Annotated in this window: 13 protein-coding genes and 1 pseudogene; 5 read left to right on the top strand and 9 right to left on the bottom strand. The window is 73.8% G+C overall.

Annotation, left to right across the window (positions count from 1 at the left end):
• Positions 1 to 2 precede the first annotated feature (2 nt).
• From ACIQGV_RS08520 to ACIQGV_RS08505, 4 genes and pseudogenes are all read right to left on the bottom strand, one after another.
• Complete coding sequence (locus tag ACIQGV_RS08520) at positions 3 to 1,457, bottom strand: VWA domain-containing protein (RefSeq protein ID WP_402492324.1); 1,455 nt, start codon at positions 1,455 to 1,457, stop codon at positions 3 to 5.
• Positions 1,454 to 2,809, bottom strand: coding sequence for a hypothetical protein (locus tag ACIQGV_RS08515; RefSeq protein ID WP_402492428.1), 1,356 nt, complete (start codon positions 2,807 to 2,809; stop codon positions 1,454 to 1,456). The genes ACIQGV_RS08520 and ACIQGV_RS08515 overlap by 4 nt, the downstream gene beginning before the upstream one ends.
• A 51-nt stretch (positions 2,810 to 2,860) precedes the next feature.
• Positions 2,861 to 3,364 (bottom strand): annotated as a pseudogene (locus tag ACIQGV_RS08510) (hypothetical protein); the annotation flags it as partial.
• Positions 3,365 to 3,676: 312 nt separating this feature from the next.
• Positions 3,677 to 4,381, bottom strand: coding sequence for a type 1 glutamine amidotransferase domain-containing protein (locus tag ACIQGV_RS08505; protein WP_402492323.1), 705 nt, complete (start codon positions 4,379 to 4,381; stop codon positions 3,677 to 3,679).
• 187 nt (positions 4,382 to 4,568) lie between these two features.
• On the opposite strand from ACIQGV_RS08505, the gene ACIQGV_RS08500 reads away from it, so the two are divergent.
• Entirely contained in the window at positions 4,569 to 5,132 is a 564-nt protein-coding gene (locus tag ACIQGV_RS08500) for a TetR/AcrR family transcriptional regulator (protein WP_402492321.1), read from the top strand.
• Positions 5,133 to 5,248: 116 nt separating this feature from the next.
• Positions 5,249 to 6,292, top strand: coding sequence for a medium chain dehydrogenase/reductase family protein (locus ACIQGV_RS08495; RefSeq protein ID WP_402492320.1), 1,044 nt, complete (start codon positions 5,249 to 5,251; stop codon positions 6,290 to 6,292).
• A gap of 231 nt (positions 6,293 to 6,523) precedes the next feature.
• Here the strand turns inward: ACIQGV_RS08495 and ACIQGV_RS08490 are convergent, their stop codons facing one another.
• Together ACIQGV_RS08490 and ACIQGV_RS08485 are read right to left on the bottom strand one after the other, a co-directional pair.
• Positions 6,524 to 7,456 (bottom strand): LysR family transcriptional regulator, encoded by a 933-nt coding sequence (locus tag ACIQGV_RS08490; protein WP_402492318.1) that lies wholly within the window; start codon positions 7,454 to 7,456, stop codon positions 6,524 to 6,526.
• 16 nt (positions 7,457 to 7,472) lie between these two features.
• Entirely contained in the window at positions 7,473 to 7,940 is a 468-nt protein-coding gene (locus tag ACIQGV_RS08485) for a MarR family winged helix-turn-helix transcriptional regulator (protein ID WP_402492316.1), read from the bottom strand.
• A gap of 145 nt (positions 7,941 to 8,085) precedes the next feature.
• On the opposite strand from ACIQGV_RS08485, the gene ACIQGV_RS08480 reads away from it, so the two are divergent.
• Positions 8,086 to 9,303 carry an MFS transporter gene (locus ACIQGV_RS08480; protein ID WP_402492315.1) on the top strand — a complete coding sequence of 406 codons (1,218 nt, stop codon included), beginning with the start codon at positions 8,086 to 8,088 and terminating at the stop codon, positions 9,301 to 9,303.
• A gap of 53 nt (positions 9,304 to 9,356) precedes the next feature.
• A complete protein-coding gene (locus ACIQGV_RS08475; RefSeq protein ID WP_402492313.1) occupies positions 9,357 to 9,779 on the top strand; it encodes a heme-binding protein in 423 nt (140 codons plus the stop codon).
• 90 nt (positions 9,780 to 9,869) lie between these two features.
• On the opposite strand, the gene ACIQGV_RS08470 is transcribed toward ACIQGV_RS08475, so the two are convergent.
• On the bottom strand, positions 9,870 to 10,172 hold the full coding sequence (locus ACIQGV_RS08470; RefSeq protein ID WP_402492311.1) for a hypothetical protein: 303 nt from the start codon (positions 10,170 to 10,172) through the stop codon (positions 9,870 to 9,872).
• 315 nt (positions 10,173 to 10,487) lie between these two features.
• Between ACIQGV_RS08470 and ACIQGV_RS08465 the strand changes: the two genes are divergently transcribed.
• A complete protein-coding gene (locus tag ACIQGV_RS08465) occupies positions 10,488 to 11,165 on the top strand; it encodes a carbonic anhydrase (protein WP_402492426.1) in 678 nt (225 codons plus the stop codon).
• A 15-nt stretch (positions 11,166 to 11,180) separates the two neighbouring features.
• Here ACIQGV_RS08465 and ACIQGV_RS08460 read toward each other — a convergent pair whose 3' ends face one another.
• Positions 11,181 to 11,639 (bottom strand): SRPBCC domain-containing protein, encoded by a 459-nt coding sequence (locus ACIQGV_RS08460; protein WP_402492309.1) that lies wholly within the window; start codon positions 11,637 to 11,639, stop codon positions 11,181 to 11,183.
• A 9-nt stretch (positions 11,640 to 11,648) separates the two neighbouring features.
• Positions 11,649 to 12,101, bottom strand: a complete 453-nt coding sequence (locus tag ACIQGV_RS08455) for a flavodoxin family protein (RefSeq protein ID WP_402492307.1) — start codon at positions 12,099 to 12,101, stop codon at positions 11,649 to 11,651.
• Positions 12,102 to 12,160: the final 59 nt, after the last annotated feature.

Here is a 12,160-nt window from a genome sequence, read left to right as displayed (position 1 = left end):
GATCAGGCGAGGAACGTCTTGAGCTCGTGGACGAGCTTGCGGATGTGCCCGGAGAGCACCGGGGTGCCCTGGTCCTTGAACCGCTCGCGGAACCAGGGGTTGACGCTGCCGCGGCCGGAGCTGGTCACCGAGCCGACGGGGATGAACTTCACGCCCGAGCGGTGCAGGGCCGCCATGGACTCGAAGAGCTGCTCCCCGCGCCATTCGTAGAAGTCGGAGATCCACACGACGACGGTGTTGCGCGGCTCGGCGATCTTCGGCTGGGCCAGCGCCATGGCGACCGTGCCGTCGGTGCCGCCGCCGAGGTTGGTGCGCAGCAGCGTCTCGAACGGGTCGTGCACCCACGGGGTGAGGTCGAGCGCCTGGGTGTCGTACGCGACGAGGTGGACGTCGACCTTGGGCAGTCCGGCGAAGATGGAGGCGAGGATGGTGCAGTTGACCATGGAGTCGACCATCGAGCCCGACTGGTCGACGACCACGACGAGCCGCTGGGGCGTGGTCCTGCGGGCGGTGTGCCGGTAGTAGAGGCGGTCGACGTAGAGCCGCTCCTCCTCGGGACTCCAGTTGGTGAGGTTCTTCCAGATGGTGCGGTCGAGGTCGAGGTTGCGGAAGACGCGCTTGGGCGGCACCGAGCGGTCCAGGGCGCCGACCGTGCTCTTCTCGACCTGGGTGCGCAGCACCTGGGCGACCTCGTCGACGAAGCGCCGGATCAGTGCCTTGGCGTTGGCGAGGGCGACGCCGGAGAGGTTGTTCTTGTCGCGCAGCAGCTGCTCGATGAGCGACATGCTCGGGGTGAGTTTCGCGGCGAGCTGCGGGTCGGCGAGGACCTCGCGCAGATGCATGCGCTTGACGAGGTCGGCCTCGATGGCGCCGAGTTCGGGCCCGATCTCCGGGACGAGGCGGCTCAGGTCGGGGGTGCGGCGGTTGCCGCCGGTGCCGACGCCGGAGGCGCCGCTCGCCCCGGGCCCGGCCGCTCCGGCGCGGCCGGCGCGCAGTTCGCCCGGCCTGCAGCCGAGGGCGCGCTCCAGCCAGGCGGCGTCGGCCTGCCAGCGGGCGAGCTGTCCGGCGGTGACGGTGCCGAAGCCGCGGTCGAAGACGTTCAGCAGGACCTTCGACACGAGGGCCGCGCGCCGTACCTCGTCGGCCCGGTCGCGGCCGGCGTCGTCGGTCTCGGGGACCATCAGGCCGTCGAACGCGGCGGCCAGCGCGGGGTGGCGCTGCACGAGCGAGTCGACGGAGGTCTGCGGGTCGAGCAGCGCGGCCGGCAGGCCGATGTCCTGGACGACGGCGAGGCTCGCGGACTCCAGGGTCTGCTGTTCGTCGCGGTCGAAGAGGCGGGCCAGCAGGCGCCAGTAGAGCACCTGGCGGCGGTTCTCCTGGGCCTCGGGCCCGGCCGTCGCCGTGTCCGGCGCGTCCGCGGGCCCGGCGCTCTGCGGGGCGTGGAGGGGATCGGTCATTTCCGCAGCAGCCTTCCGGCGCGCTCGCGCAGCACCTGCACGGCGTCGGTGGCGGCCTTCTCGGCCCTGACGCCCGCCTTGTCGGTGGTGCCGCCGGCCCAGGCTCCCGCGTGCAGGCCGACGGTCTTCTTGCGGACGGTCGTCTCGACGGCGAGCGGCTGCACGACGTAGGTCCCGGCGTCCCAGCGCAGCAGACCGATGCAGGCGCGGGAGGCGGCGACCGCCTCGGGGGTGAGCGGCCCGGCGGTGGGGATGCGGTCGGTGTCGACGACGAGCGGCCCCGAGGGCAGGTCGAACACGGTGGTGCCGCCGTCCTGGCGAGCGGCGTAGCCCTCCAGGAGGACGGGGACGGCGAGCCGGGCCGGGTGGCGGTCCAGGGGCGCGGTGGCCGGGGTGGCCGCGACGGGCAGGGCCACGCGCGCGGTGGCGAAGGCGTCGGCGGCCTCGCCCGCGCGGGCGTGGTCCTCGCTCCAGATCAGGTCGCCCTCCGCGGTGAGCGGCATGCCGTCGATCTCCATGGCGCGGCCCTCCCCCGCGGCGGCCAGCAGGGACATGTGGGGCCGCAGCAGCTGCCACACTCCCGCCTCGACGACGGTGTCGGGCTTGGGCACCGAGACGGCCGCGCGGACCAGGCGCGGCGTGCCGCCGTCGGCGGGTTCGAGGACGGCGTGCACCTGGGCCTGGACGGCGGTGGCGTGTTCGTGCAGGTCGACGCCGAGCGGCAGCAGGCGTCCGGTGGCGGTGCCCGGGGCGGTGGCGCCGGTGGCGCCGGGCACGGTGAGCAGCATGGCGCGCGCCCACAGGTCGCCCCAGCGGCGGGCCGGGATCCGCTCCAGGGACGCCCCGGGGCAGGACGCGGCGAGTTCGGCGGCGAGGCCGTCGAGGAGGGTGGCGAGGCGGCGCAGGGAGGTGTCGGGGAGCATCGCGGAGACGGTCTGGGCCGCGCCGGACACCAGGTCGTGGTCGATGCCCTGCCAGCCGGCGCGGGCCAGGTCGGACAGCCAGGCGCGGGCGGCGGCGAGCAGGTTGGGCGTCTGTCCGGCGCCCGGTGCGGCGGGTCCGGGGGCGTCGGCCGGGGTGCGGCCGGTCAGCTCCTCGATCCGTGCGGCGAGCGCGTCGTGGGCGGAGCCGAGCAGCGCGGTGCGGGCGGCGGCGAGCACGACGAGGTCGTCCTCGCCGCCGGTGCCGGCTGCGGCCTTCCCGGCCGCCTCGGCGACCCGGGCGGCCAGCGGGGTGCCCGCGAGGGCGTCGGCGAGCGCGGTCAGATCGGCGGCGCGGTCGGGACGGGGACGGAGCAGGCCCTCGCCGAGGGCCCGGTCGAAGGCGTCGGCGGCGGCGAGCGCCTCGTCCAGTCCGGCGACCGGTTCGGCGAGGAGGCCGGCGCCGTCCGGCAGGCCCTGGTCCGCCGCGCCTCTGGTCGGGGCGAACCAGTGCATCTCCGGCAGCGGCTCGTTCGACGGGGGGAGTTCCAGGTAGGCCAGGTGGCGCAGGAACCGGCTGAAGACGGGCGCCGCGGCGGCCTTGCCGTCGCCTGCCGCGGGGCGTGTGGCGGTCATGGTGTTCGTGAGGGTCGCGGCGCCGGGTTCGCCGTCGGCGAGGTCGACGCGCAGATAGCGGGCGACCCGCTCGGGGCCGTACTGGAGCACCGCCTCGTTGACCAGTGCCCGGATGTGGTTGCAGAACGAGCCGCGGGCGCCGCCGCAGGGGCGGTTGTTGTTGGTGCTGCACGTGAACGTGTAGGTGCCGGCGGCCACGGAGGACACATAGACCCGCTCGATGTCCGAGCCGCTGGACACCACGCCCTGCAGTCGTCCGTCGGCGAGTTCGACGAACGGAACCTTGGCGAGCTTGCGCGGGCGGGCGGGACGCACCACCCGGGCCGTGCTCGACTTCTCCCAGTCGGACAACGCATCATCTCCTTTGCAGCGCACGCCACATGGGCACGTGGAACACCACGTGCCAACACCTTCCGGCGGGAACACGACCGAACATAGCGGCGACCACTGACAACGCGATCACGGAGCCGGGCCGGACGGCGGACCGGACGGCGGACCGGACGGCGGACCGGGCGGCGGACCGGGCGGCGAGACGGACGGCGAGACGGACGGCGAGACGGACGCGCGCACCTGACAGCAGGAAGCCCGTGGGCGAAGGACGTCGGATGACGTCCTTCGCCCACGGGCTCCGTCGTGCGCACGCGCCCCGGCGGCGGTCCGGGGTCAGCGGTCGGCGAGCGCCTTGAGGACGGCCGCGGCGGTGGAGGTGCTGGACTGCGGGTTCTGGCCGGTCACGAGGTTGCCGTCGGTGACGACGGTGTCGCTCCACGCGGGGCCGGTCTCGACGACGGCACCGTGCTCGCGCAGCCTGCTCTCGACGAAGTACGGCGTGTTGTCGCCGAGCCCGCCCTGGCGCTCCTCCTCGTCGGTGAACGAGGTCAGGGAGCGTCCGGCGAAGGTGAATCCGCCGTCGGCCGTGCGGGCGCTCAGCAGACCCGCCACGCCGTGGCACAGGGCCGCGACGATCTTGCCCTGTGCCTCGAACTCGCCGAGCAGCCGTCCCAGTTCGGCGTCCTGGGCGAGGTCGGCCATGGGCGCGTGCCCGCCGGGGAGGTAGATCGCGTCGTAGTCGGCGGCGCGGGCGTCGGCCAGCGCGAGCGGTGCGTCCAGGCGGTCGGCGATACCGTCCAGGTAGGCGCGGTGACGCTCGGCGTCGGCCGGCGACACTCCGCCGCGCTCGTCCAGGCTGAGGGCGTCGACCGTGGGCCGGACGCCGCCGGGCGTGGCGATGACCACGTCGGCGCCCTCGGCGGTGAGGACCTGGTGGGAGGCGGCGACCTCCTCCGCCCAGTAGCCGGTGGGATGGGTGGATCCGTCGGCCAGTTCCAGGGTGCCGGCACCGGAGACGACCATAAGAATCTTGGACATGGGCCTGCCTGCTCTTCTTCAACTCGGAATGTTCCGCGGCGGTTCCGCGGTGTGCTGGACAACGCCAGCCTCCATCAGGATTCATCCGGGCGCACAAGCTGGGCCATAAGAAGACTTATAGGATCCCGGGAACATCGACGCGCAGGAGTGATTGACGGACCACAAGTGTGAGTGATTGAGTACTCACATGACGACGGAACCACGACGGCTGTCCACCGCCGAGGAGCGCCGCGAGACGGTGCTGCGCACCGCCATCGGGGCCTTCGCGGCCCGCGGCTACTTCGGCACCACCACCACCGAGGTGGCCAGGGCGGCCGGCATCTCACAGGCGTACGTCTACCGCCTCTTCCCCAGCAAGCAGGCACTGTTCACCGCCGTCGTCGAGCACTGCTTCCTGCGGGTGCGCGCGGCCCTGGAGCGCGGCGCCGCCGAGGCCGCGGGCGGCACCCCCGAGGCGGTACTGGACTCGATGGGTGACGCCTACGCCCGCCTGATCAGCGACAACGACCTGATGCTGGTGCAGCTGCACGCCCAGGCGGCCGCGGTCTCCGAACCCGCCGTGCGGGAGGCCGTACGGGCCGGGTACGCCCGCGTGGTGGAGTACGTGCGCGGCGCCTCCGGCGGCGGCGACCAGCAGATCCAGCAGTTCTTCGCCGTCGGCATGCTCTGCCATCTGCTGGTCTCCGTCGACGCCGAGGCCGTCGACGCACCCTGGACGCGCACCCTGACGGCGGGCATCACGCACCACTGACCTTCGGGCGGCCTCCGTTTCCCCGGGATCCGGCAGCCGCCCTTTCTCAGGACCAAAGAGTGAGTGGTCAACCACACATAACAGATGGACCGGAACCCCTGACACGAGGAGCTGTCATGCGAGCAACCGAGATCGTCCTTCCCGCCGTCGGCGAGCCCGAGAGCCTCCAGGTGCAGACGCGCGAGCTGCCCCGGCCCGGGCGCGGACAGGCCGTGGTGCGGATGGAGGCCAGTGGCGTCACCTTCGCCGAGCAGCAGATGCGCCGAGGCACGTACTACGACATGCCGGCCTTCCCGTTCGTGCCGGGCTACGACCTGGTCGGCGTCGTCGAGGAACTGGGCCCCGAAGCGCCGGACGGGCTTCCCCTGGCCGTCGGGCAGCGGGTCGCCGCGCTCACCAGGACGGGCGGCTGGGCCGACCGGGTGCTGCTGGAGACGGCCGATCTGGTGCCGGTGCCCGACGACGTGCCGGCCGCCGAGGCGGAGGCGCTGGTCACCAACGGTGCGACCGCCTGGCGGATGCTGCACCGCACCGCGCGGGTACGGGCCGGCGACACGGTCGTCGTGCACGGCGCCAACGGCGGGGTCGGCAGCGTCCTGGTCCAGCTGGCGCGCGCGGCCGGTGTCACCGTCATCGGCACCGCCTCGGCCCGCAACCAGGACGCCGTGGCCGCGCTCGGCGCGCTGCCCGTGGACTACCGCGGCGACGTGCCCGGCCGGGTCAGGGAACTGGCGCCGCGCGGTGTCGCCGCGGTCTTCGACCACGTGGGCGGCAAGGGCATCACGGACTCCTGGCGGATGCTCGCGCCCGGCGGCACGCTCGTCTCCTACGGCAGCGCCTCCACCCGCGACCGGGCGGGCAGCGGCATGGTCACCGTCCTGAAGCTGCTGGCCCGGCTCGCGATGTGGAACGCGGCACCCAACGGCCGCGGCGCCCACTTCTTCAACCTGTGGGCCGGCAAGGCCCGCGATCCGCAGCGGTACCGCGCCGAACTGCGCGAGGACCTGGCCCAGGTCTTCGGACTGCTGCGCTCGGGTGCCGTCCGGCCGGTCGTCGACCGCGTGTTCCCGCTGCACGAGGCGGCCGCCGCGCTGCGGCACGCCGAGTCCGGAACGGCTGTCGGCAAGGTGGTGATCGTCCCCGGCGGGGCCGGGGACTGACACGGCCTCACCCCTGACGGAGCCACGGCCGGCACCGGTTCGCCCCGGCGGAGCCGGGGACCGACACGGCCTCACCCCCGGCGGAGCCACGACCGGCACCGGTTCGCCCCGGCGGAGCCGGGGACCGACACGGCCTCACCCCTGACAGAGCCACGACCGGCACCGGTTCGCCCCGGCGGAGCCACGACCGGCACCGGTTCGCCCCCGCCGGGGCCGGGGACCGACGCCGCCCTACAGCCCGCCCCAGCCGCGGGCCGCCCGCTGGAGCCGGTCGCGCAGCACGGCCAGGGCCGGCCCTGCGGAAGCACCCCGGCGGACGGCCAGGTAGAGGGTGTTGAGGGGGGCCGCCTCCGGATGGTGCAGCTGCACGACCTCGCCGGCGTCGAGCGCCGGGGCGGCGACGTACCGGGGCAGGACCGACACGCCCGCGCCCTCCGCCACCGCGGCCAGCACCGCCCGCAGGTCGGGCACGAGGAGGGACACCGGGTTGGGCGGGCGCCGCCCGAACTCGCTGCGCCAGTAGCGTCGTACGATCGGCAGCTCCTCGGCGTAGGCGACCAGCGGCAGATGCGCCAGCGCCGCGGCGGGGTCGGCGGCCAGCCGTTCGGAGTCGACCGTGTGGGCCAGGGCGGGAGCGGCGACCAGGACGAACTCCTCGTCCACCAGCGGTAGGGCGAGAACGCCCTCCTGCGCGGGCCGTACCGCCGACACGACCAGGTCGAGGGCGCCCGAGGCCAGTTGGGACAGCAGGTCGTCGGCGAGTCCGAGGGTCACCTGGACGCGCACCCCGCGTCTGCCGAGATCGGCGAGGACCGGCATCACCCGCAGGGTCATCAGCTCGGCGGCGCCGCCCACCCGTACCGTGCCGCCCAGCACCGGTTCGGTGCCCTCCGGGGCCAGCGCGCCGCGCAGCCCGTCCATGTGGACGCCGATCCGGGAGGCGAGGACGGCCGCCCGGCGGGTCGGGGTCACCCCTCTGTAGGTACGTACGAACAGCGGCTCGCCGACCTGGTCCTCCAGCCGTGCGAGCTGTCCGGTGACGGCGGGCTGACTCACGCCGAGCCGCTGCGCCGCCGCCGAGAGCGAGCCCGCACGGTAGATCTCCAGGAACGTCAGCAGCAGATCGAGACTCGGCAGGCCGCCGCGCTTGTCGTACTCCGTCACAGCCGGAAGTCAACCATCACACCGCCGGGGCGGGGGCGGCCGCCGACCGGAGCACGTCCACCAGGGGGCTCAGCCCGGGGTGCGAGGAGGCCCGCGCCAGCGCCTCGCGCAGCGCCGCGTCGTGCGTGGGCCGCGCTTGTTCCAGCAGCGCGAGGCCGGGCGGGGTGACGTCCGTGTAGATGCCGCGGCGGTCGGTGCGGCACAGATAGCGCGACAGCAGACCGCGGTCCTCCAGGCGGGTCACCAGCCGGGTGGTGGCGCTCTGACTCAGGACGACGGCGTCGGCGACCTGCTTCATCTGAAGATGCCCGCCCTCGCCGTCGTGCTGGCGGCTGAGGACGTCCAGGAGCGAGTACTCGCGGGCGCTGAGCCCGTGTCCCGCCTGCAATGCGCGCTCCAGACGGGACTCGATGCGCCCGTGCAGCAGCGACAGGGCGCACCAGCCCTGGGCGAGGGCGGTGAGCGCGGGGTCGGTGGCGGTCACAGCGGCCTCCTTCGACTCGGGACGGCCAGTTGCGTACAGCACTATCAGGCTACCGCATCTGCCAGCGTTTGCATCTATCCAGCGTCTGCAACTATTGTCTTCGCTTGTAAGCGCCACACGCAATCGCTCTGGAGGGTACGTCCCCATGCCTCTCGCGCTCCTGGCCCTGGCCATCGGGGCCTTCGGGATCGGCACCACCGAATTCGTGATCATGGGCGTGCTGCCCCAGGTCGCGGACGACTTCGGCGTCACGATCCCCACCGCAGGCTGGCTGGTGTCCGGCTACGCCCTCGGTGTCGTCGTCGGCGCGCCCCTGCTGACCGTGCTGGGCACCAAGGTGTCCCGCAAGAAGATGCTCATGGCCTTGATGGGCCTGTTCGTCGTGGGCAACGCGCTGTCGGCGGTGGCGCCGAGCTTCGGCGTCATGCTGGCCGGCCGGATCGTCGCCTCGCTCGCCCACGGCGCCTTCTTCGGCATCGGGTCGGTCGTCGCCGCCGGTCTGGTGGCGCCGCAGAAGAAGGCGTCCGCCATCTCCCTGATGTTCATGGGCCTGACGGTCGCCAACATCGTCGGCGTGCCCGGCGGCACCTCCGTCGGACAGGCCGCGGGCTGGCGGGTCACCTTCGCCCTCGTCGCCGCGCTGGGCGTCGTCGGCCTCCTCGGTGTCGCCCGGCTGATCCCCGAGCAGGGCCGGCCGAGGACGGAGAACGTGCGCGCCGAGTTCGCCGCGTTCCGCAACGTGCAGGTCTGGCTGGCCATGGCGATGACCGTTCTCGGCTACGGCGGCGTCTTCGCGGCCATCACCTACATCACGCCGATGATGACCGAGGTCACCGGCTACACGGAGGCCGCCGTCACCTGGCTGCTGGCCCTGTTCGGCGTCGGCATGTTCCTGGGCAACCTGCTCGGCGGACGGTTCGCCGACCGGGCCCTGATGCCGATGCTGTTCGTCTCGCTGGGCGCCCTGTCCGCGACGCTGCTGCTGTTCACCGCGACCGCGCACAGCAAGGTCCTCGCCGCGATCACGCTGACCCTGATCGGCGCCCTGGGCTTCGCGACCGTGCCCCCGCTGCAGAAATGGGTGCTCGACCAGGCGTCGGCCGCTCCGACCCTGGCCTCGGCGGCCAACATCGGCGCCTTCAACCTCGGCAACGCGCTCGCGGCCTGGCTCGGCGGTGTCGTCATCGCCGCGGGCCTCGGCTACACCTCCCCCAGCTGGGTCGGCGCCCTGCTCTCCGGCACCGCGCTGCTGCTCGCCCTCCTCGCCGCGCACCTGGACCGCCGTACGCGCGGCCGGCGCTCCGGCCCGGCCGCGGCGGCCGCGCAGATCCCCGCCCGGGCCCCCGCGGGCCTCGGCCACTGACCACCTCCCCTCAGAAGACCGATCCACCGAAACACACCACGGAGTCATCACCCATGAGCACCACCACCGCTGTCACCCCGCTGACCACCGCCGACGCCGAGGCCCTCGTCTCGGCCGCCCGCCGGGCCGCCGAGACCGCGGGGGTCGCGGTCAGCATCACCGTGCTGGACGCCGGCGGACACCTGCTGGCCTTCCGCCGCGACGACCGGGCCGTCCTCATCTCCGGCGAGACCAGCACCCGCAAGGCGTACACCGCCCTGCAGCTGAACGCCCCCACCGCGGACCTGGTCGACCTGGTCAAGCCGGAGGGCCCGTTCCACAGCCTGCCCACCGCCCTGGACCGGCCCCTGCTGTTCATCGCCGGCGGCATTCCCGTCCACCGGGACGGCCGTCTCATCGGCGCCATCGGCGTCGGGGGCGGGGCACCGGAGCAGGACCACTCCTTCGCGACCGCGGCCCTGACGACGCTCGGCTGACCCCGTCCGGGCCGGCCGTGCGGCACCACCTCCCCGCACGGCCGGCCCGGCCGGCACCCCGGCCCCGGCCGCCGGCCCACGCCCCGGCCGTCACGTGCTCATCGCGGCACCCAGCGCCACGGCGAACAGCAGCGGCAGCACCGCCGTCGTGAGGGCGGTGCCCGCCAGGAACAGGCGCAGCCCGCGCGACGAGCGGCGGTGCGGCAGCAGCCAGGACACCGCGAGCAGGATCATGCCCAGCACGATCACGGTCTCGATGCCGCTGGTGTAGCCGTCCGCGCGGAACAGCGAGTACTCCCACACCAGCAGCGGCGCGCCGGGCAGGGTCGCGATCAGCGGGGCCCGCCACCAGGTGGGGTGGGCGGTGCGGACGGGAAGGCGGTCGTCGATCATGCGGCCATTCCAGCGGAGACCGGCCACCGGTGCATGAGGTCCCGTACTCAGCCCCGTACTCACACCGGGGCGAGGGCCGGGGCGAGGCCGCCAAGAGCGGGTGATCGATTCACCCAAGAGCGGTTCAACACCTGTTCACGCTTGCTCAAGACCGCGTCATGAAACGGCAAGGCGGCCGGGACGGACACCCGAACGGTCGTACATTCGTTCGCCGTGACCTTAGACGCCACCTCTCCCGCCCCGGCCGCCTCCCCGGCCCGGGCCGCCGTCCCCGCTCCCGCCCCCGCCCCGGTCGCCGCTCCCGCCCGGCGCTCGCTGCTGTGGGCCGGTGTGACGGGGGCCGCCGCCCTCGCCGCCGGTGCCGCCGCTCCCGCGTCCGCCGCGGGCCACGCCCCCGCGCCGCCCCGGCCCGAGACCCCCGCGCAGGCCCTGCACGCGCTGGCCGCGGGCAACCTGCGCTGGCGCACGTACCGGGAACGACATCCGGACGAGACACCCGCGGTCCGCAAGGCGCTGACGACGGGTCAGCACCCGTTCGCCGTCGTCCTGGGCTGCGTGGACTCCCGGGTGCCGCCGGAGCTGGTCTTCGACCAGGGGCTCGGCGATCTGCTCACCGTGCGCTCCGCGGGCGAGGTGCTGGACGAGGCCGTGCTCGGCAGTGTGGCCTACGGCGTGCTGGAGCTCGCGATACCGCTGGTCGTGGTGCTGGGCCACCAGTCGTGCGGGGCGGTCCGCGCCGCCGTGCAGGCCGATCTGACCGGGGAGCCGCTGCCCGACCACATCCAGTATCTGGCGGACCAGATCCGCCCGGCCATCGACCACGGGCCGGAGGGCGACGCACGCGTCGACGCGACCATAGATGCCCAGGTCCGGCTCGTACGCTCCCGGCTGGCGGCCCAGCCCGATCTCGCCGCGAAGGTGGCGGAGGGCAGGCTCGCCGTGGTGGGCGCGCGCTACGAGCTCACCAGCCAGCTCGTGCACCGCCTCGGCTGACCCCCGGCTCCCGGTTCAGGGAGCCTCGACGAGCAGGGCGAGAGCGGCCAGGGCCATCCGGGTTCCGGTCTCGTTGTCGGCGCGCGGCACACCGTCCGGGACGCCCTCGTGCAGCATGACGACCTCGGTCCCGCCGTTCTTGGCGGTGAGCGTGGTCGTCAGGGTCATCGTGCCGCGCAGGGCCGGGTCGCCGGTCTCGAACTCCAGCTCCTCCACGACCGTCCGGTCCGGCACGAGCCGCAGGAACCGGCCGTGGTACGTGTCGGTGCGCGCGCCGGACTTGCCTTCGGCGCCGGGGCGTCCGTAGGTGAGCGACACCCGGAACCGGCCGCCCTCCCGTGCGTCGAACTCGTGCACCCGGGCGGTCATCCCGTCCGGCACCCGCCAGCGGGCGATCGCGTCCGCGTCCACGAGCGCCCGGTAGACGGACTCGGGCGGAGCGCCGACATACCGGGACATCCGGGTCGTGTACATGGGCTCACCCTAGGACATGAGGCCCGCGGCGACCGTGGCGCCCAGTTCCCAGCATGCCTCGAGGTCCGTCCTGGAGGGTTCTCCGGTCACCGTGACGGCGTCCGCCGCGCGGCGCCAGCCGAGCCCGGTGGTGACGGACTCGACGCTCCGCACGGCACCGGTGACGTCGTTGCCGCCGTGCACGTAGTAGCCGAAGGGGCGGCCCCGGGTCTCGTCGAGGCAGGGATAGTAGACCTGGTCGAAGAAGTGCTTGAGCGCGCCGGACATGTAGCCGAGGTTCGCCGGGGTCCCCAGCAGATACGCGTCGGCCCCGAGCACGTCCGGCGCCGTCGCGGACAACGCCGCCCGCCGTACGACCTTCACCCCCTCGATCTCCGGCGCGGTCGCACCGGACACGACGGCTTCGAGCATCGCCTGGCAGTGCGGCGAGGGCGTGTGATGGACGATCAGCAAGGTGGCCACGCCCGAACCCTGCCCCGCGGCCCCGGCCGGACGCAACCGGGACGGGACGGGCCGGCGGA

Origin of the sequence: Streptomyces sp. NPDC093094 (assembly GCF_044754345.1) — a bacterium.
Lineage (GTDB): Bacteria > Actinomycetota > Actinomycetes > Streptomycetales > Streptomycetaceae > Streptomyces.
Note: the sequence above shows the minus strand (reverse complement) of the source record. Positions and strands in the feature narration are given on the sequence as shown.

Coding starts and splice junctions, on each gene's coding strand:
- ACIQGV_RS08520 (WP_402492324.1), bottom strand. CDS start 1,457: ATGACCGATCCCCTCCACGCCCCGCAGAGCGCCGGGCCCGCGGACGCG.
- ACIQGV_RS08505 (WP_402492323.1), bottom strand. CDS start 4,381: ATGTCCAAGATTCTTATGGTCGTCTCCGGTGCCGGCACCCTGGAACTG.
- ACIQGV_RS08500 (WP_402492321.1), top strand. CDS start 4,569: ATGACGACGGAACCACGACGGCTGTCCACCGCCGAGGAGCGCCGCGAG.
- ACIQGV_RS08495 (WP_402492320.1), top strand. CDS start 5,249: ATGCGAGCAACCGAGATCGTCCTTCCCGCCGTCGGCGAGCCCGAGAGC.
- ACIQGV_RS08480 (WP_402492315.1), top strand. CDS start 8,086: ATGCCTCTCGCGCTCCTGGCCCTGGCCATCGGGGCCTTCGGGATCGGC.
- ACIQGV_RS08475 (WP_402492313.1), top strand. CDS start 9,357: ATGAGCACCACCACCGCTGTCACCCCGCTGACCACCGCCGACGCCGAG.
- ACIQGV_RS08470 (WP_402492311.1), bottom strand. CDS start 10,172: ATGATCGACGACCGCCTTCCCGTCCGCACCGCCCACCCCACCTGGTGG.
- ACIQGV_RS08460 (WP_402492309.1), bottom strand. CDS start 11,639: ATGTACACGACCCGGATGTCCCGGTATGTCGGCGCTCCGCCCGAGTCC.